Source organism: Acidovorax sp. Root219 (assembly GCF_001428665.1).
In the GTDB taxonomy this organism is placed as follows: domain Bacteria; phylum Pseudomonadota; class Gammaproteobacteria; order Burkholderiales; family Burkholderiaceae_C; genus Acidovorax.
In genome coordinates, this window is the sequence record NZ_LMIJ01000010.1 from 191,373 (window position 1) to 211,297 (window position 19,925).

Annotated in this window: 14 protein-coding genes; 8 read left to right on the forward strand and 6 right to left on the reverse strand. The window is 66.4% G+C overall.

All coding sequences use genetic code 11. The features are described 5' to 3' along the window. Nucleotides 1-106: 106 nt before the first annotated feature. The 8 genes from ASE28_RS09235 to ASE28_RS09270 are packed head-to-tail and all read left to right on the forward strand — an operon-like array spanning nucleotide 107 to nucleotide 9,478. Nucleotides 107-835 carry a TetR family transcriptional regulator gene (locus ASE28_RS09235; protein WP_057266350.1) on the forward strand — a complete coding sequence of 243 codons (729 nt, stop codon included), beginning with the start codon at nucleotides 107-109 and terminating at the stop codon, nucleotides 833-835. A gap of 3 nt (nucleotides 836-838) precedes the next feature. Further along, entirely contained in the window at nucleotides 839-1,750 is a 912-nt protein-coding gene (locus ASE28_RS09240; RefSeq protein ID WP_057266351.1) for an SDR family oxidoreductase, read from the forward strand. After that, nucleotides 1,747-3,360, forward strand: coding sequence for an acyl-CoA carboxylase subunit beta (locus tag ASE28_RS09245; RefSeq protein WP_057266352.1), 1,614 nt, complete (start codon nucleotides 1,747-1,749; stop codon nucleotides 3,358-3,360). Before ASE28_RS09240 ends, ASE28_RS09245 begins: the two co-directional genes overlap by 4 nt. A 55-nt stretch (nucleotides 3,361-3,415) precedes the next feature. Then, nucleotides 3,416-4,597: an acyl-CoA dehydrogenase family protein gene (locus ASE28_RS09250; RefSeq protein ID WP_057266353.1), complete on the forward strand. Its 1,182-nt coding sequence runs from the start codon at nucleotides 3,416-3,418 to the stop codon at nucleotides 4,595-4,597. A 14-nt stretch (nucleotides 4,598-4,611) separates the two neighbouring features. Beyond that, complete coding sequence (locus tag ASE28_RS09255) at nucleotides 4,612-5,427, forward strand: enoyl-CoA hydratase/isomerase family protein (RefSeq protein ID WP_057266354.1); 816 nt, start codon at nucleotides 4,612-4,614, stop codon at nucleotides 5,425-5,427. Further along, entirely contained in the window at nucleotides 5,424-7,403 is a 1,980-nt protein-coding gene (locus ASE28_RS09260; protein WP_057266355.1) for a biotin carboxylase N-terminal domain-containing protein, read from the forward strand. Before ASE28_RS09255 ends, ASE28_RS09260 begins: the two co-directional genes overlap by 4 nt. A 4-nt stretch (nucleotides 7,404-7,407) precedes the next feature. Further along, nucleotides 7,408-8,574: an acyl-CoA dehydrogenase family protein gene (locus ASE28_RS09265; RefSeq protein ID WP_057266356.1), complete on the forward strand. Its 1,167-nt coding sequence runs from the start codon at nucleotides 7,408-7,410 to the stop codon at nucleotides 8,572-8,574. A gap of 13 nt (nucleotides 8,575-8,587) precedes the next feature. Beyond that, nucleotides 8,588-9,478, forward strand: coding sequence for a 3-keto-5-aminohexanoate cleavage protein (locus ASE28_RS09270; RefSeq protein WP_057266357.1), 891 nt, complete (start codon nucleotides 8,588-8,590; stop codon nucleotides 9,476-9,478). 55 nt (nucleotides 9,479-9,533) lie between these two features. Here ASE28_RS09270 and ASE28_RS09275 read toward each other — a convergent pair whose 3' ends face one another. From ASE28_RS09275 to ASE28_RS09300, 6 genes are all read right to left on the reverse strand, one after another. Then, nucleotides 9,534-10,085 carry a hypothetical protein gene (locus ASE28_RS09275; protein ID WP_157421920.1) on the reverse strand — a complete coding sequence of 184 codons (552 nt, stop codon included), beginning with the start codon at nucleotides 10,083-10,085 and terminating at the stop codon, nucleotides 9,534-9,536. Between the two features lie 165 nt (nucleotides 10,086-10,250). Beyond that, nucleotides 10,251-11,813, reverse strand: coding sequence for a hypothetical protein (locus ASE28_RS09280; RefSeq protein ID WP_157421921.1), 1,563 nt, complete (start codon nucleotides 11,811-11,813; stop codon nucleotides 10,251-10,253). Nucleotides 11,814-12,077: 264 nt separating this feature from the next. Then, complete coding sequence (locus ASE28_RS09285) at nucleotides 12,078-13,613, reverse strand: class I SAM-dependent methyltransferase (protein WP_057266574.1); 1,536 nt, start codon at nucleotides 13,611-13,613, stop codon at nucleotides 12,078-12,080. Between the two features lie 108 nt (nucleotides 13,614-13,721). After that, nucleotides 13,722-16,073, reverse strand: a complete 2,352-nt coding sequence (locus ASE28_RS09290; protein WP_057266360.1) for a tetratricopeptide repeat protein — start codon at nucleotides 16,071-16,073, stop codon at nucleotides 13,722-13,724. A gap of 179 nt (nucleotides 16,074-16,252) precedes the next feature. Next, nucleotides 16,253-17,926 carry a bluetail domain-containing putative surface protein gene (locus tag ASE28_RS09295; RefSeq protein ID WP_082608001.1) on the reverse strand — a complete coding sequence of 558 codons (1,674 nt, stop codon included), beginning with the start codon at nucleotides 17,924-17,926 and terminating at the stop codon, nucleotides 16,253-16,255. 415 nt (nucleotides 17,927-18,341) lie between these two features. Beyond that, nucleotides 18,342-19,895 carry a c-type cytochrome biogenesis protein gene (locus ASE28_RS09300; protein ID WP_057266362.1) on the reverse strand — a complete coding sequence of 518 codons (1,554 nt, stop codon included), beginning with the start codon at nucleotides 19,893-19,895 and terminating at the stop codon, nucleotides 18,342-18,344. Nucleotides 19,896-19,925: the final 30 nt, after the last annotated feature.

Genomic DNA, 19,925 nt, shown 5'->3' on the forward strand with positions numbered 1-19,925 from the left:
GTGCACTCTGTCCATACACCGGAACCACGAACGCCAACAACCTGATCCGTTATTTTTACAAAGCACTTGCTTGCTAAAAATAAAGTGTTTTGCTATTGTGCAGAGCATGGAAACCCCCGCTGTCCGGCGCAAACGTCCCTTGCCTCCCCGCCCTCCTGAAGCCCCTACCACGCCTGCCGCCCGCATCCGCAAAACCGCCGTCGGGGTGGCAGAAGAACCCCGGCGCCCGCGCGGCCGCCCGCGCAAGACCGCCGAAGAAGTGGATGACGGCAACCGCCGCCGCAAGCTCATGGACGGCGCGGCCAGGCTGTTCCTGACCAAGGGCTTTGCGGCCACCACCACGCGCGACATCGCTGCGGCGGCGGGCATGCACAGCGGCTCGCCCTTCTACCACTTCGAAAGCAAGGGCGCCTTGCTCCACGCGGTCATGAACGAAGGCATGGTCATGGCCCTGCAAAGCCAGCAGCAGGCGCTGGCCGCCCTGCCCCTCGACGCCTCGCCGCGCGAGCAGCTCCAGGTGCTGATCCGCCACCATTTCGAGATACTGCTCGGCCCGCGCAGCGGCTTCATCCCGGTGATGCTGTACGAATGGCGCTCGCTGACGCCCGCGCAACGCAAGGGGATCGCCCGCGTCAAGGACGCCTACGAAGCCGCCTGGATGCCCACGCTCGAAACCCTGTCACGGCAGGGCGCACTGCAGGCCACCCCGGGCGTGGCGCGCCTGTTCCTTTTCGGCGCACTGAACTGGGCCGTGCAGTGGTTTGCCCCCAAGGGTGGCAAGTCGCTGGACGAGTTGACCGGCGAAGCGCTCGCATTGTTCATACGGGAGGCATGAGCCATGTACCAGAGCGTGTTCGCACCAGGCCTGCTCGTGGGGCAGGTGGTGATCGTCACCGGCGGCGGCTCGGGCATAGGCCGCTGCACGGCGCACGAGCTGGCGCGGCTGGGTGCGCAGGTGGTGCTGGTCGGGCGCAAGGCCGACAAGCTGCAGGCGGTGCAGGCCGAGATCACGGCGGACGGCGGGCGGGCCTCCTGGCATGCCTGCGACATCCGCTCCGAAGAGGCCGTGGCCATCGTGGTGCAGCAGGCCCTGGCGGAGCATGGCCGCATCGATGCGCTGGTGAACAACGCGGGCGGCCAGTTCATGGCGCCGCTGGCAAGCATCTCCGCCAAGGGCTGGGAGGCGGTGCTGAACACCAACCTCACCGGCGGCTTCCTGATGGCGCGCGAGTGCCACCGGCAGTGGATGCAGGCCCAGGGCGGCAGCATCGTCAACATCGTGGCCGACATGTGGGGCTCCATGCCTGGCATGGGGCACAGCGGCGCAGCGCGCGCCGGCATGGTCAGCTTCACCGAAACCGCTGCGCTCGAATGGGCCGGCAGCGGCGTGCGCGTGAACGCGGTGGCGCCCGGCTACATCGCATCGAGCGGCATGGACAACTACCCGCCCGCCGCCGCCGACATGCTGCGCGCCATGCGCCACACGGTGCCGCAGGGGCGCTTTGGCACCGAAGCCGAGGTCTCGGCAGCCATCGTCTTTTTGCTCAGCCCTGCGGCCAGCTTCATCAGCGGCACCACCTTGCGCGTCGATGGCGCACGGCCCCAGGCGCGCCTGGGCTGGCCCATGCAGGTGCCCGATGCGCCCACCCAGCAGCGGCCTGCCGTGCTGCCATTCGAGGGCTTTCACCGCGCGCAGGTGCCGCGCGTGTTTGCAGAGCAGCAGCAACAGCCCCCGGAGGCAGCGCCATGACGGCTTTCGCCTCCCGGTTCAATGCCGCCGCTCCCGACGTGCAGCGGCGGCGCAGTGCCAAACTGGCGCGCCTGGACGCCCTGAGCGCCCTCGAAGACCGCGCTGCGGCCGCCTCGGCCCGCTCGCTGCCGCAGTTCGAGAAACGCGGCCAGTTGCTGCCACGCCAGCGCGTGGCGCTGCTGCTCGATGCGGGCGCGCCCTGGCTGCCCTTGGCCACGCTGGCAGGCTATCTGCAGGACACGAAAGACCCGGCCAAATCCGTCCCCGGCGGCGGCATCCTCGCAGGCATCGGCACGGTGTCGGGCGTGCGCTGCATGGTGGTGGCCAGCGATTCTGGCATCGAGGCGGGCGCCATCCAGCCCATGGGCCTCGACAAGATCCTGCGCGTGCAGGAGATCGCGCTACAGAATCGCCTGCCCTTCGTGCACCTGGTCGAAAGCGCGGGGGCCAACCTCATGCGTTACCGGGTCGAGGGCTTCGTGCATGGCGGCAGCCTGTTTCGCAACCTGGCGCGGCTCTCGGCAGCCGGCATCCCGGTGATCACCGTGCAGCATGGCTCGGGAACGGCAGGTGGGGCCTACATGCCCGGCCTGTCGGACGTGGTGATCATGGTGCAGGGCCGCTCGCGCGCCTTCCTGGCCGGGCCGCCGTTGCTCAAGGCTGCCACGGGAGAGATCGCCACCGAGGAGGAGCTGGGCGGTGCCGAGATGCACACCAGCATCTCGGGCCTGGGCGAATACCTGGCACTGGATGACCGCGAGGCCATTGGCATGGCGCGCGCCATCGTCGAGGCATCGGGATGGGCGAACCCTGCTTCAACGTCTGCGGCCCCAGGCCCGACGCTGGCTGCTGATGACCTGCTGGCCCTGATGCCCGACGACCTGCGCCAGCCCGTGGACATGCGCGAAGTGATCGCGCGCCTCGTCGATGGCTCCGAACTGCTCGAATTCAAGGCACGCTACGGCATGGCGACGGTATGCGCGCAGGCGCGCATCGATGGCCGCCCCGTGGGCTTCATCACCAACAACGGCCCCATCGACGTGGCCGGCGCCAACAAGGCGGCACACTTCATCCAGTGGATGTGCCAGCTGGGCCACCCCATCATCTACTTGCAGAACACCACGGGCTACATGGTGGGCAAGGACAGCGAACGGGGCGGCATGATCAAGCACGGCAGCAAGATGATCCAGGCCGTGGCCAATGCCACGGTGCCGCAGATCACCATCCAGTGCGGCGCCAGCTTTGGCGCTGGCAACTACGGCATGTGCGGGCGCGGTTATGCACCGCGCTTCCTGTTCAGCTGGCCTGGCGCCAAGACCGCCGTGATGGGCGGCGAGCAGGCCGCACGCACCATGCAGATCGTGACCGAGGCAGCGCTGGCGCGCAAAGGCATCACGCCCGATCCGGCCGAGTCGCAGGCCCAGTTCGACAAGATCGTGGCCATGTTCGAGGCCCAGGCCGATGCCTTCTACACCAGCGGCCTGCTGCTGGACGACGGAGTGATCGACCCGCGCGACACCCGCGCCGTGCTGGCCCTGTGCCTAGCCACCTGCGCCGACGCACAGGCGCGCAGCCTTCACCCCATGCAGTTCGGGGTCGCCCGCATGTAGACGCGCTTTCCCTTCCTCTTGCACTGGTCCACACAAAAATCAACGGAGACAAACCATGCAGTTCACGCACGAGCACCGCGAGATCCAGAAGACCCTCAAGCGCTTCATTGACGAGGAGATCAACCCCCATGTGGACGAATGGGAGGCGGCCGAGATCTTCCCCGCGCACGAGGTCTTCAAGAAGATGGGCAAGCTCGGGCTGCTGGGCCTGTGCAAGCCCGAGGAGTACGGCGGCTCGGGTCTGGACTACTCCTACTCTGTGGCCATGGCCGAGACGCTGGGCCACGTGCACTGCGGCGGTGTGCCCATGGCCATCGGTGTGCAGACCGACATGTGCACCCCGGCACTGGCGCGCCACGGCAGCGAGGAGCTCAAGCGCGACTTTCTGGCCCCTGCCATTGCGGGCGACACGGTGGGCTGCATCGGCGTGAGCGAGCCTGCTGCGGGCAGCGATGTATCGGGCATCAAGACCACGGCGCGCAAGGATGGTGACGACTATGTGATCAGCGGCCAGAAGATGTGGATCACCAACAGCCTGCAGGCCGACTGGATGTGCATGCTGGTCAACACCGGCGAAGGCCCCGTACACCGCAACAAGAGCCTGGTGATGGTGCCCCTGCGCGACGGCCCTGGCGGCCGGCTCACCAAGGGCGTGGAGGTGGCGCAGAAGATCCGCAAGATCGGCATGCACAGCAGCGATACGGGCCTGCTCTACTTCGACGAGGTGCGCGTGCCGCAGCGCTACCGCATTGGCGCTGAAGGCCAGGGCTTCATCTACCAGATGCAGCAGTTCCAGGAAGAACGGCTGTGGTGCGCCTCCAGCACGCTGGAGGCGCTGAACAATTGCATCGGCTGGACCATCGAATGGGCACAGGAGCGCAAGCTCTTTGGCGGTGCGCTGGCCGATCAGCAATGGGTGCAGTTCAAGCTGGCCGAGCTCAAGACCGAGGTGGAGGCCCTGCGCGCGCTGACCTACCGCGCCTGCGAGCTCTATGTGGGCGGGCAGGACGTGCTGGAACTCGCCTCCATGGCCAAGCTCAAGGCCGGCCGGCTGAACCGCGAGGTGCCCGACACCTGCCTGCAGTTCTGGGGCGGCATGGGCTTCACGCTGGAGAACAAGGTCTCGCGCATGTACCGCGATGGGCGCCTGGCCTCCATCGGCGGCGGGGCCGACGAGGTGATGCTGGGCATCCTCGCCAAGACCATGGGCATTGCCAAGCGGCCCACGGCCCACTGAAAGCAGGCCCGAGCATGCACGACGCCCTGCTGATCGACCGCGCACCGCTGGGTACCGGCCTTTTCTGCGAGACCTGGACCCTGAACGACCCGGCCAGCCGCAATGCGCTGACCGATGCCCTGGTGGACGCTCTGCTGAACGCCTGCACACGCGCCCAGAGCGACACCGCACTGCGCGGTGTGGTGCTGCGCGGCGCAGGCGGGCATTTCTGCGCAGGCGGCAGCCTGGGCGGCTTTGCCAAGGCCATCGGCCAGCCGCTCGATGCCGGGGTGCCCGACCCGCTGGTGCCACTCAACCGCCGCTTCGGCAGCCTGCTGCAGGCGCTGTGCGACCTGCCCCAGTGGCTGGTGGTCGCGGTAGAAGGCGCGGCCATGGGCGGCGGCCTGGGCCTGGTCTGCTGTGGCGACCTGGTGCTGGCGGATGCGGGCGCCCAGTTCGGCGCGCCCGAGGTCACGCTGGGGCTGATGCCCGCGCAGATTGCGCCGTTCTTGGTGCGGCGGCTCGGCCCTGCGGCGGCCCGGCGCTGGCTGCTGTCGGGCATACGCAGCGGGGCGGTTGCCGCGCAGCAGGCGGGTTTGGTAGATGAAGTCATCGAGGGCGCGATGGATGGCGCTGTGCAGGCCGCCGTTCAGCGCCTGGCCACCACCGCCCCCCAGGCCATTGCGGCCACCAAACACCTGCTGCTGCAGGTGCAGAGCGCCCTGCCGCTGCCCGCCCTGCTCGACGATGCCGCCCACCTGTTTGCCCGCGCGCTGCGTGGACCGGAGGCATCCGAGGGGCTGGCCGCCTTCACGGCCCGCAAGGCACCACCCTGGAACCCTGCGGCATGAAAAAAATACTGATTGCCAATCGCGGAGAGATTGCCAGGCGCATCGTGCACACGGCACACGCCATGGGCATTGCCACCGTGGCCGTGTACTCCGAGCCCGATGCCCATGCCCTGCATGTGCGCGAGGCCACGCAAGCCTTGGCGCTGGGCGGCAGCGCCAGTGCCGACAGCTACCTGCGCATCGACAAGCTGCTGGCGGCAGCACGCGCCACCGGTGCGGACGCCGTTCACCCGGGCTATGGCTTTCTCAGCGAGAACGCAGAGTTCGCGCAGGCTGTTGCCGATGCGGGCCTGGTGTGGATTGGCCCATCGGCCAGCGCCATACGCGCGCTGGGCAGCAAGGCCGGCGCCAAGGCGCTGGCACAGGCGCAGGGCGTGCCCTGCCTGCCGGGCTACGCGGGGGACGACCAGAGCGACGAGCGCTTTGCTACAGAAGCCGCGCGCATCGGCTTTCCACTGATGGTCAAGGCCGTGGCCGGTGGCGGCGGGCGCGGCATGCGGCTGGTGACCGAAGCCGTTCAGTTGCACGCAGCGCTGACCAGCGCACGCTCCGAAGCGCTGGCGGGCTTCGGCAATGGCGACCTGCTGATCGAGCGTGCACTGCTCAACCCGCGCCATGTAGAGGTGCAGGTGTTTGCCGATGCACAGGGCCACTGCATCCACCTGGGCGAGCGCGATTGCTCGGTGCAGCGGCGCCACCAGAAACTGATCGAAGAATCGCCGAGCCCCGCTGTGGACATGGCCCTGCGTGAGCGCATGGGCGCCTGCGCCGTTGCGCTGGCACAGGCAGCAGGGTACGTGGGTGCCGGCACCGTTGAGTTTCTGCTCGACGATTCAGACCAGCAAGGCAGCTTCTACCTGATGGAGATGAATACCCGCCTGCAGGTGGAACACCCCGTGACCGAGGCGCTTACCGGCCTGGACCTGGTGGAGTGGCAGATCCGCGTGGCACGTGGCGAGCCGTTGCCGCTGGCGCAGCACCAGGTGGCACTGCAAGGCCATGCCATCGAGGTGCGGCTGTGTGCGGAAGACGCGCACTTCACGCCTCACACCGGGCGCGTGCTGCACTTCGCCGCGCCGTCGGCCACCTCTTTCGAACGTGCGCTCTTGGGCGGGTTGCGCTTTGACCATGCGCTGGAGGAAGGCACCGAGGTCACGCCCCACTACGACGCCATGCTGGGCAAGCTCATCGTGCATGCCGCCACGCGCGGCGAAGCCATCGATGCACTGGTGCGTGCGTTGGAGGGAACCGCGCTGCTCGGGTTGCCCAGCAACCGCGCCTTTCTGGCAACGTGCCTGGGACACCCGCAGTTCCGCGCCGGGCAGGCACGCGTGCCCTTCCTCGCGCAGGAGGGTGATGCACTGCGCGCCGCACTGCGCCTGCAGGAACAGACCGCCTTGCTGCCCAGTGCCATGGCCGCCTTGTTCCCGCCCCGCACCACCACCCTGCCCTGCAGCTTTGCGCGCCCCATGCGGCTGCGCCACCAGGGCGTTGTGCTGCCGCTGGCCGTGCGGGAGCTGGGCCCTGGACAGCTGCGCGTTGAACAACAAGGTACCGAGCCGGCATCCGTCGGCATGCACCTCACGCCGCTGCCCGACGGGCGCGTGCAATGCGCCATGGAGGGCGTGACACACGCTGTGCGAACGGCGGCAGTGGGCCCGCACCGATGGCACTGGCAGGCCGGCGGTGTGGAGGGCTGGGTGGAAGATGCCTCTTGGGAACCGGCCGCGCGCGCAGGCGCGGCAGGCGGTGCCAACGAACTGCGAGCCCCCTTCAACGGGCGCGTGGTGGCGGTGCCCGTCTCTGCTGGCGAGGCCTTGCAGGCAGGTGCCACGGTGGTGGTGCTCGAATCCATGAAGCTCGAACACAGCCTGGCCTGCCCCACGGCAGCCACGGTGGCCGAGCTGCTGGTGGCGCCGGGCCAGCAGGTGGCGCCGGGCCAGGTGCTGGCGCGCTTTGCCATGCAGGAGGCTTGAGACCATGCGTGTCCCGACGGCTGATGAGTTGCGCGCAGACCGCGCCGCGCTGACCGACACAGTCACGCGCTTTGCCCGCACCGAGATCGCCCCGCATGTGGACGCCTGGGACGCGGCGGGTGAATTCCCCCGCATGCTGTACCGCCGCGCGGGCGACCTGGGCCTGCTGGGCCTGGGCTACCCCGAGCAGTACGGCGGCACGCCCGCCAGCTATGCGCTGCGCCTGCCGCTGTGGCAGGCCCTGTGCCGCTACGGCACCAGCGGCGGTGTGCTGGCCAGCCTGCTGTCGCACAACATCGGCCTGCCGCCGGTGCTGGCGCATGGCACCGATGCCGTGCGCGATGAGGTGATACCGCCCGTGCTGGCCGGCGAGCGCATTGCGGCCTTGGCCATCACCGAGCCCGGTGGCGGCTCGGACGTGGCGCAACTGGCCACCACCGCGCGGCACGAGGGCAATGAGTATGTGGTGAATGGCGAAAAGGTGTTCATCACCTCGGGCATGCGTGCCGACTGGATCACCGTGGCCGTGCGCACCGGCGAGGCCGGCAGCCGGGGCAGTGGCGGCCTGTCGATGCTGCTGGTGCCGGGCAGCAGTGCAGGCCTGTCGCGCAGCGCGCTGGCCAAGATGGGCTGGCTGTGCTCGGACACGGCGCACCTGCGCTTTGACAACGTACGCGTGCCCGCGCGCTACCTGCTGGGTGCCGAAGGCGACGGGTTTCGCATGATCATGGGCAACTTCAATGCCGAGCGCTTTGGCCTCGCCGCATCGGCCCTGGGCTTTGCCGAGGCCTGCTACGACGAGGCTTTGGCCTGGGCGCGCCAGCGCAAAACCTTTGGCGCGCCGCTGGTGGCGCACCAGGTGATACGCCACAAGCTGGTGGACATGCAGATGCGCATCCACTCCACAGCCGCCTGGCTCGAATCGGTGGCCACGCAGGCCGATGCGGGCCACACCGGCGCCGAGTGGGTGGCCCAGGTCTGCCTGCTCAAGAACCACGCCACACAGACCATGCAGTTCTGCGCAGACCAGGCCGTGCAGATTTTGGGCGGCATGGGCTACATGCGCGGCACCGTCAGCGAACGCATCTACCGCGAGGTCAAGGTCATGATGATCGGCGGCGGCGCCGAAGAAATCATGAAGGACCTGGCGGCCCGGCAACTGGGTATCTGAAAGAGACATCGCCATGACGACAACCACAGACAAAGCCATCATCACCTGCGCCATCACCGGCGTGCTGACCGACCCCACGCAGCACCATGTGCCCGTGACACCCGAGCAACTGGCGCGCGAAGCCCGCCGCGCCGTGGATGCCGGCGCCGCCGTGGTGCACGTGCACTTTCGCCAGCAAGAGGCCGGCAAGGGCCACCTGCCCTCGTGGGACCCACAGGTAGCGCGCGATTGCGTGCAGGCCATGCGCGAGGAATGCCCCGGCCTCATCATCAACCAGACCACCGGCGTGGTGGGCCCGCACTACCAGGGCCCGCTGGACTGCCTGCGCGCCACCCGACCCGAGATGGCCGCCTGCAACGCCGGCTCGCTCAACTACCTGAAAGTGCGCAGCAACGGCACCTGGGCCTGGCCACCCATGCTCTTCGACAACCAGCCCGCCAAGGTGAAGGACTTCATCGATGTGATGCTGGAGACAGGCACCCTGCCCGAGTTCGAGTGCTTCGACGTGGGTATCGTGCGCTGCGTGGAGATGTATGTGCAGACCGGCATGTACACCGAGCGCCTGCCCGAATACAACTTCGTGATGGGGGTCGAATCGGGCATGCCGGCAGACCCGGACCTGCTGCCCATACTGCTCAAGCTCAAGATCAAGAATGCACCGTGGCAGGCCACCGTGATCGGCCGCCAGGAAATCTGGCCCGTGCACCAGCGCGTGGCCGAGCTGGGCGGCCACCTGCGCACGGGGCTGGAAGATACCTTCTATTTGCCCGATGGCGGCAAGGCCACGTCGAACGGACCGCTGATTGCACAGCTGGCCCAAGTTGCGCGCGATGCGGGGCGCAGCGTGGCGTCGCCGCAGGAGGCGCGGGAGCTACTGGGCTTGCAAGCGACGACCACTGCTTGACGTGGGCCGGCTGCCCACGGCCTTAGGCCATCGGCCTGGCAGCGATGTGCCGCCCTCAGACCAGCAAAGCCCCGGCGTCGACGCCCATGCCCACCAACTGCACCATGGCAGCCTCGACCGGTTGGTGCTCCGCCGCCGAACTCCAGGCTGCGGCGCCTGCAGGCGCACCCTTGGGCGAAGGGACGCCGTTGGCCGAGTTGGTCGAGTACATGTAGGCCTCTGCGATCTCCTTGGCCCATGCCGCAGCGGGGGCGTTGTAGACGGCCATGTCGCCGGTGGCATTTTCCAGGCCGAGCAGGGCATGGCCCAGTTGTACGGCCACGATGCCCACATTCTCCTTGCCTATGGCGTCGAGGTAAGAGACCAACGCGCCTTGCAGGCCAATGTCGTACGACATACCCATGTTGGTCACGATCTTCAGCGCCAGGGCCCCCGTCGTCAGGTGCTGGTAGTTGGCGCCGAACTGGAAGGCATAGGCCTCCCAGCTTTGCGGCGTGGCACCAGCAGCCATCTTCTGCTGGTAAAAAGTCGTGCTCGAAGGGGACTGGTCGTTGAACGCACGGTTCAGAATGCTGACTTCGAGTTCGGCAGAGAGGACAACGGCCACAAACAGCTCCAAAAATAGTGAAACGTGCAGAGCATAGAGCCTTTGTGCCAGTGGCTTCAAGAAAACATTGCTCGCCAATATGGGGCATGGACATTCCCCCGCGTAGTGGCCTTACCCCTTGGTGTTGGGCTGTTGTGGATGCTCCATCCTGCCACCCACCCTGACCTAACCCGCCAACCCTCCCAGGATGGCCGAATTGCCAACCGCTACACCACGCGTTCCCGGTGGAGTGGCAGCTCGCCGGTCGAAGACCGGGCCGCTGAACGACTGTGTCGATACGAACTTTCCGGCCGTCGCTACACGCACCAGGGCACCCGGCACCGCAGGCTCTTGCGCGATACCGAGGATTGAAGATGCCTGGGGCGTCACCACGAAAATCCGCGCTACGCCAAACGATGGCACGCCCACGTTGACCCCGGCAACCAGCCCGTTGGACAAAACCTCGAACCATGCGTACGACAAGGCATAGCTGAGCGAATCGACCGCAATGCCATCTGCCGCTGTCAGCTCGGTGTTCCATCCCAGCAAATGCGTCGTGAAGGTCCCGGCCATATAGACCGCCATCAGCGGGCCGGTACCCGCCCTGTCAAACAGCATGGCAGGTGCATTGCTGACCACCGCCGACTGCCGCAGGACTTTTCCCACGTTGTCGTATTCGTATAGCTGCCCACCCACCATCAGCCAGAAGCCGCCAAACTGGCGCGGGCAGATACACACGGTATTTGGCATCCCGGCAGCGCCTGTGGCAGCCAACACCGCAGAGATAAAGTTGCCTGCAGCGTCGTACAAACGTACGGCAGCACTAGTATTGCTGGCGGGATCAACAAAGACCAGATGGCCGTTGCTCAATTCCATGGCATTACGCTCGGCGGGACTCACGGAACGATTGGCGGTACCTGTGGCCAGTGTGATCAATATCCCTTGCTGCGTGCCATTGGCCGCAAAGCGTGCAAACTTGTAGGCAGTCGCGGCTGTGTACCGGTAGTAGTGCAACACAAAGCCGCCCGATGCCAGCGCCAGCGCACCGATGTACATGGGTGATGACCCCGCTTCCACCACGACCTCAGCGCCCTGGAGCACACCTGCCGCGTTGAAGCATTTGAATGCGAAATCATTGGATCCGCTCTTGCCATAGGCCACCACCACGTCACCCCCGGTCAAGGTGGCAACGTTCCAAGTGGATATGTCGCTGCTCGCCAGAGGGGCGACAGTCGCCTCGGTTGCCACGACTGCCCCGGAGGTCGCCGAATGGATTGCCAGCTTGAGCGTTGAACCCTCGACCCACACCACGGCCATATTGTCGGCGCCTGCCCGCGCCAGGCGAGTTCCCACAACCCCCGTCGCCGCCGTCACCACCACCCGAGATGACAAAGGCACTCGGAGGGGGCCGTAGATACGCAGGTTCACCCCCGTGTCCGACTGGGAGCCGTTTCCGCTATACACCACCGCAAAATTGCCATTGTCCAGGGCGACTATCGAGCGGAATATCTGCGCGTTGAAACCGCTGCGCCCCCATGCGGTGCCACTGGCCTCCACGGCCGCTGGTGGCACCAGCGCAGTCACCCCGCTGGCAGAGTTTTGCAAGGCCAGCGGCACACCGTCCGCGGCGCGCCGCACAAAGCCACCCGATCCCAGCTTGGCATAGTCGCCAGCGGCCAATGCCGTTTCGGCCATGACCGTTACCGCCTGGTTTTGCGCATCCACACCCGATACGAGATGACGTCCCATGCTGCACATTTCCTTTCCAGGGCATTGCCCGCAATCCGGGCACACCGCCCGTAAGGCAATGTCCGCGAGGGCGCGTTGCGTTGAAAGGAGGGGCATATATGCGGCACCGGGCCCAAGGCACGATTTTGCTGCCCGCCATGCCTGGCAGGCGCGCAGCCGGGCCGACGCCCGGCTGCGCGCGCTCGGTGCTGCGCCGATGAGGCGATGGTGCGGTGGCCTGGGTGATCGCCGCTGGGCCGGCTCCCCCCTGCCACCGCGTCTCGGTCAGATCACCTGCAGAGCTTTCAGCATGGGCACCTGTTTCTGTGCGAACGCGTTGGCCAGCTCAATCAGCTCGGCCAGGTTCTCCTCCGGGGTTTCCAGCGCCTGGCCGGACTTGACCAATTTCTGCCCTTGCAGGCTCAGAATCTGCCACGCCAGTTGAGCCCACTCGGCCGGTTGCTTCTTGCCCTGGGCCAGCGCGAGCAAAAAGAACTGGTGCGTGCGGCTGACCGCAATGCCTCCGCCCGTCACCGGGCTGGCCAGAAAACCCACATCGTTGCTGCCCCGGGACTGGTTGGCCAGCCAGGTGTTGAGCTTGTCGGTGGCCTTGCGCAGCTTGGGCGCCACCGCGTCGTCCTGCGCGGGGGCCAGGTGCCCGGCGCCGGCCAGCACCGTCACGCCCTGCTGAATCTGCGCGAAACTGATGCCCTTGCCCTGCAGCGCCTGCTCAATTTGCCCCAGCGTGCGCGGCTTGTGATCGGCCAGCAGGTCGAGCAGGGGGGCATAGATCACTTCAGTCAGCGTGACCTCGCCCACCCCGCCGGTCATCTTGAGAGACACATCCGGGCGGTAGGCCACCAGCACCACCTTGATCAGGCGCAGCGCTTCGGCCTGGTCAATGGCATTGAGCTTGCGCGCGCCCTTGACCCAGTAGTCACGTCGAAACTGCTGGTTGACGATGAAATCCCGCGTGCTCTCGCGCAGGTTGGCATCGGGAATACCCTTCAAAAACTGCTGCTGCTCGGCATTGAGGTTGAGCGCGTCGACCTGCTCCGACGGGTGGGCCGTGCAGGCAAATTGCAGCTTGGCGGGTTCCAGCCACTCGGCCATGGTGGCAAAGTGCATGGGCACCCAGTCGCGGTTGAAATACTCATGCGCAAGGTACTGCTTGGGCATGGTCTTGAGGCGGGCCATGCGGTCTGCGATGCTCGTATTCACCCGGCTGTAGAGCGGGTTGGTGGCCAGCAACTTCTCGGCAAAATCCACCGCACCATCGATGCGGTTCAAGGTGCCATGGCCCTCGGCCCCCATCACGGCGGCATGCTGCGACAGCAGGTGGCGCATGGGAGCAAAGGCCGCCCAGCCAGGCAAGGTGTTGTAGCTGATGTACAGCACACCGCCCACCTTGAGCCGCGTGCGGATGAACTCCACAATCACGGCCCGGTTCTCGTCGCTGATCCAACTCCAGATGCCGTGCAGGCCGATGTAATCGAACTGCGGCAGGTCGGTGCGGCGGGCAAATTCGTCAAAGGCCTGGTCGTACAGGCGGGCCCCCGAGCCGGACACTGCGGCCAGTTGCTGGGCATAACCGGCTTGCGCGGGGTTGAAGTCCGTGCCATGCCACTCGACCACACTGGCCGCCGCGTGCATGCCCACGCTAAGGCCCTGACCAAAGCCGAGTTCGCAGGCTGTGCCCACTTCGGGAAACACCAGGCCCTGGTTCAGAAATGCCAGTTTGACCCGCAGCGGGTTGAGCTCGGGGTAGTAGCCATAGGTATAGCCAATGTCGGCCACGTAGCCGGCGGTCCAATCTGACATGCGGTGCCACTCCTTGTTGAAGGCCTGCATTTTTACACGCGCCATCGGCGCCCTGTGCAAGCCTGTGGCCGCGGTGCGTGCGCAAGCACCGTTCAACGCATCGCGGCGTCAGGCCAACAAGCCACTTTCGGCCCGCACGCCTTGACCACGGCTTTCGAGCATACGGGTGTACGCCTCCTCCACCGAGCGGGCAAAGCCGGCCTCGTTCATCAGGGGGCTGGCCACCATGGCTTCGCGCAGGGTAGCGCGCACCTGGGCCAGTCTGGGCAGGTCGCTGGCCAGCGCCACCGCCTTGTCCACATACTCCTGCACGGTGTGGGCCACCCACTCGGGCCGCCCCACGCCGTGCAAAATGGCAGCGCCCAGGCGCCCCACGCCAGGCCGCCCGCTCAGCGTCACATAAGGCACGGCCATGTACAGTGACTCGAACAGCGTGGTGCCGCTGTTGTGCGGAAAGCAGTCCAGCGAAATGTCCACCCCGCGCAGCACGTCCCAGGGCGGGCTGTGAAAACCGCACCGAATGCGCTCGGCAGCAATGCCCCGCGCCGCAAACCGCGCCTGGGTCTGGTGCACCAGGTCGGCATCGACCATGTTCTTGCTGTCCAGCAGCAGCACCGAGCCCGGCACCCGGGCCAACAGCTGTGCCCAGGCGTCGAACAATCCGTCATTGAAGCGAATGGACCGGCTGAGCGAGGCAAACGTCACATGGCCATTGGCCAACGCGGGCAAAGGCCCGGGGTCGCCCATGCCCGGCGCCGGCCGGTAGGCCAGGTAAGGACGGTCCAGCCGCCAGGGTGTCTCGGCAAAATAGGCACTATCCTGAGCCGGCACGGCATGCCTGTCGGTCAGGAAGTAGTCGATGGCGCCAAGGCCCGTGGTGGAGCCAAAACCCATCCACGACACTGCTACCGGCGCCGGTTTGAGCGCAAACACATCGAGCCTGTTGCCTCCGGTCTGGCCCGAAAGGTCCACCAGCACATCCACCCCGCTGGCGCGCACCAGCTCGGCCACCTCCTGGTCCGTCATGCCCTTGATGAAATGCCAGTGCTCTGCCATACCCTGGTAGGCAGGCAGCACCTCGGCCGGGCCCGACATGTTGGCAAAGGCCGATACCTCGAAGCGGCTGCGGTCATGGTGGGCCAGCAAGGGCAGCAGAAAGTGGCGTACCGCGTGCTGCGTGAAATCGGCGGACACATAACCGATATGCAGGCGCCGGCTCGTCGCCATCGCCATCCCCTGCGCGGGCAATGCGGTGGCCACGGGCTGTGGCACCGGGGCAAAGCAATGGGATTCAAAGGCCTGGTACTGCGCCATGATCTGCCGCGGGCTTTTGTGCGGGTGGTTGTTCAGGGCAAAAAGCCATTTGCTCCAGTACTTGCGCTCCCGAGGCCTGGCGGCCAGCACCTGCATGAACAGCGTTTCGGCCCCTTCATGTTCACCCAGCGTGGCATGCAGGGAGGCCAGCTCCACCATGGCGTCAAGCTTTTGCGCGGGGCTTGCAGAGGGGCTCGCCACCGCGTCGCTGAGGTAGCTGCGCGCCTTCGCCAGGGCTTGCGATTCATGTGCCTGCAGGCCCATGGCGATCAGTGCGGTCACGTTGCCGGGCTCGAGCGACATTGCGCGATCAAAAGCTGCGGCCGCCTCGCCGGGGCGGCCCTGTGCGCGCAGCACGTTGCCCAGATTGATCCAGCCGCTGACGTCGTGCTCCAGGAGCGCCAGCTTGCGGCGTATCAGTGCCTCGGCCTCGGCCAGCAAGCCCAGGTTCTGGCTGGCGATGCTGAGGTTGTTGAGCACCATGGTGTCCTCGGGCTGCAGCGCGAGGGCCTGCGACAACGCAGTGTGGGCCTGGCGGTGGGCCCCAAGCTCCATGAAGACGGCACCCAATGCCGACTGTACCTGTGCGGGCGGGTGGCCATGGGCCAAGGCCTGCGCCAGCGGTGGCTGTGCCTCGGCATACTGGCCCAACGCCATGCAGGCAATGCCCAGATGGAACCACGCCTGGCCAAAGCGCGGAGCGAGGTGGACCGCCTGCCCAAAGGCTTTGTGTGCCGGCTCGAATCGCCCCTGCGTGTAGAGCACGTCGCCCACCTTGTTGGAAAGCACGGCAAGCACCGCCTGCGACTGGCCCGTGGGCGACGCTACGGCAGACACCAGTTGCAGCGCGTACTGAAAGGCCACCAAGGCCTCGTCCAGCTGCCCCGCATGGCGGCGCACATCACCCAATGTTGTCCAGGCCTGTGCATCGCCGGGCGCCAACTCGCACACCCGCTGGGCTGCCTGCAGGGCCTGGGGGCCATTGCCCAGCGCGAAGGCAGAGCGCACCACCCAGCCCCAGGCCATGGCGTCCTGTGCGTGCTGCGCCACATGCGCCTGCGCCTGGCCCAGGCACTGTGCAAACGCGCGCTCCTGAAAAAGCTGTGCAAGGCAGGCGTGGATCGGATGGGCGGCGGTGGACGTCATGGGCTGGAATCAAACGGCGAGGGTGCACAGCGTACCAGCCTCAACAGCAAACGCCGGGCTGCGGCTTCAGAGCCACCCATGAAAAAAGCCCCCCAGGCTTTCGCCTGGGGGGCTTTGCAGAAAGTGGCTTGCAGAGGCTCAGCGAAACGCCAAGCCTTGCAGGCTACCTTCTTGACCTATTAGGCCGAGGTCCACGAAGCGCCCGACAGGGAAGCCACGCCGGTCAGCTTGATCAGGCTGTCATCAGCGGTCAGAGCAGCAGTGCCGTCGTTCGTCAGGATGTAGGTGTCAGCACCGTACTGGAACGCGATGGCCTTGTTGACACCAGCAGTCGTGGCAGCCAGTTGGGCGGCGGTCAGCAGCGACGACGAAGCGGCGATGTTGGCCAGTTGCGTGCCCGTAGGAGCAGCCTTGGTCGTTGCAGCAGCAGACGTCAGGTTGATCACGTCGGTACCGCTCACGAAGTCGGTCACTTCGAAAGCCGAAGCGCCCAGCTTGGCAGCCGTGCTGATGTCCAAGTCCTTGGCGCCAGCGCCGGTCAGGCCCGTGATGTTCAGCGTGTCAGCACCGCCACCCAGGGTGACCTTGTTCACGCCCAGGGCGTTGATGTTGACCGTGTCGGCACCGTCGCCAGCGACCAGGGTGATCTTTGCGTCAGCCGTGCCGGTGATGTTGAACGTGTCAGCGCCCACGCCGCCGGTGATGGCCACAGCCGTCGTGCCGGTGGTGGTGAAGGTCAGGCCCAGAGCCTTGGTCAGAGCCGATGCGTCGATCACGGTCACGTTAGCGCCGGTCACGGTGGTGGTCAGGCCTTGGTCGCCGGTGATGATGATCTTTTCGGCCAGATCAGCAGTGATCTTGGCAGCGTTGACGGTCGTGGCGGCCACGGTACCGGCAGTGCTCTTCACGTTCAGGGTTTCGATGGCAGTCACGATGACTTCGTCAGCGCCGGTCGCGTCAGCGAACACGACATTGGCAGAGTCGGCAGCGCCGGTAGCACCAGAGAAGCCAACGGTCAGTGCACCGCCCGCGCCGGAGTTCTGGATACCAACGGTGGTAGCCAGGTTCACGCCGGAGAATTCGGCAGCGCCAGCAGCCACGTCAACCCACAGTTCGGTCAGGCCGGTAGCGCCGGTAGCGGTGAACTTGGAAGCAGCACCTGCAGTAACGAACACCTTTTCGATGTTTTGCAGCGTAGGAGCAACCGTAGCGGCAGCAGCCAGGGTGGCCTTCAGCGTGTCAACGCCAGCGCCGCCGTCAACCACGTCGGTAGCCGACAGGAAACCAGCGGTGGTTGCCAGGATGGTGTCGTTGTTGCCGGTGGTCTTGAACTTGGCTTCCGAAGCGGCTGGCGAGATGAAGTCGTCGCCGGAAGTCAGGGCCAGGGTCACGCCGGTCACAGCGGTGTCGGTAGAGCCGACAGGCGATGCGGTGGTGTTGGCTGGGTTGGCCGAGTAGGTGTACGAAGCGGTCACTTCGTTGTTCCATGCCAGGGCAGCGGCGTTGAAAGCTGCTTGGTCGCCCGTGGCGGTTTCCAGGCCGGACAGGATGTCAGCCAGTTGCATGGCAACGATACCGACGTTGGCCTTGCCCACGGAAACCAGGTAGTCCTTGACGGCGGCTTGCAGGCCGGCGTTAGGCAGCACGCCCAGGTTGCCCAGGATCTTGGTGGACAGAGCGTCTTCGGTCATGCTGGTGAAGCCAGCGCCGAAAGTCAGAGCGAACTGGTTCGCGCCAACTGCAGTGGCTTGCGTCACTTGGTTGTTGTACACGGAGTTGGCAGGCGACTGGTCGTTGAACGCGCGGTTCAGCGAAGTCACAGTCGAGTCGATACCAAAAATTTGCTTAGGCATTTGAAACTTCCTATTAACAGTTGAAAAATGAAAACAAGTTGCTAAAGCAAGGCCAGCCCGTCTAGTGCACCACGCTTGTCTGCCGTGCGTGCCCGTTCAGCCCCATCTTTACAAGTTTGCTCTGGCATTATCACACGCACTTTTAAAAAAATGCCAGCGAATCAAGAGCAATGCCTAGCCAACTTGGGATGAAGTGTAGCAAGCAACCCACCGGAAGGGGCGTGACGCGGATCACAAGTACTGTGCGCTTGTGGGCGACGCCGCTGCGCGGCCTTCTATGTTGCAGCAGGCCAACAACCAGGGGCGGCTCGGCAGAGCACGCATGGGCGGCAACGCCCGGGTAACCAGACGCGCCGGCCATTACCCAGGGACCCAGGGCACGCAGGGGGCAGCACCCCAAGAAGCCCCCTGCCAGCTACCACTGCCCGCGGATGGCGATATACGGCCCGCTGCTGCGGATGGCGAACAGGGGCAGGTTGGCGGTCTGCCGGAAGCCTTCGAAGCCGAATACCGCCACAGCACCCGGCGCCAGCTGGCGCAGGGGGTGCTGGTACTCGGCGCGCATGGACACGCGGGTGGTGTTGCGCACGCGCCCGTTGTCGAGGATGGGGCTGTAGGCGGTGGTGTCGCGGTTGTGGCCCAGCTCGGCATCGACGTACCAGCGGGGCCCCAGGTGGGCGGCAGCGCGCAGGCTGTATTGCTGCTGGCGGCCGCCGGGGCGGGTGGCGTCGGTGGGCATGTCCACCCCGGCGCGCAGGCCTATCTGCCATTGGCTGACGCTCAGACCCAGGCTGTCTGCCAGCACCTGCTGGGGCTGCGCATTGCAGCTCCACTGCAGGGCCACGCCGGCATAGCGCCCTGACAGCACGGGGTTGCTGTACAGGTTGCGCAACTGCGCCTCTGCACCCACGCGGGTGTTGCAGATGGACGACATTTCAGTTTTGCCAGCCAGGCCAGGGCCGTTGCTGGGCATGTATTTGTCTTGCAACTGCAGGCCCGAGCCCAGATGAAAGCTGGTGTAACGTGTGCCACCACGTGTGTGCAGGCTGGCAATGGCGGCACCTGTGTAGTTCTGCAGCAGGGTGGTGTCGCCAGCAGAGCCGATTTCTCCGGCCACGCGGGAGTATTCGCCCGCCAGTTCGGCCTGGGTGGTTTCGGTCTGCGGGGCACGGGGGCTGGAGCGGGAGAGCACGGCAGCAGCCACTTCCACGCGCTGGCCGTCGGCCCATTGGCGCGCCAGGTCCATGCGCACGTCGGCGCGGGTATAGATGCCGGGGCGCGGGAGGCTGGCTTCTTCCACCGGCAGGGTGACGTTGCCGGTGGGCAGGGTGAGCGTGAGGCTGGTGATGCCGGGGGCGCCGGCGAGGTTGCTGTCGCGCCCCAGCCGCAGGCCGGCGTGGCGGCGCCACTGCCAGCCGGTGCTGGCCCGGCCTGCGGCGGCATAGCGCTGCTGGGCCTGGGCCAGGCTGGCGCGCAGGGTGTCGGGCAGATCGGGGCGGGCCAGCCACTGGCCCAGCAACTGGGTGGCGCTGAGCAAGTCGCCCACGCCAGCCAGGGCCACGGCGTAGTCGAGCCCGGCCTGGATCTGGTCGGGCTCCAGCATGAGTGAGCGCTCCAGGTGCTCGGCGGCCTCGTCGTAGCGGCCCTCCTTGTTGAGGAGGGCGCCCAGTTGGGCCAGCCATTCGGGCACCCGCTGGCAGGTGATCACATAAGGAGTCAGGCGGTCGGCAGGCGTACCGTCGGGCACGGGGACGCACACGGCAGCCGCAGCGGCCTGCGCGGCGCTGGGTTCTGCACCCGGGGGAGGCACCTGGGGGACGTTGAACGCAGGCGCCATCTCCTGCGCCTGTGCCGACAGCGGAGGCAGGGCACTGCCCTGCCCCTGTGCAAGAGGTGCCCGAGGCTGCTGTGCCTGCGCCGCCGCGGCGGCGCACAGGGCCATGGCAAGCATCCACACCGTGCGGGGCATTGAACCCGGGGGGGTGGATGCTGCGCAGGA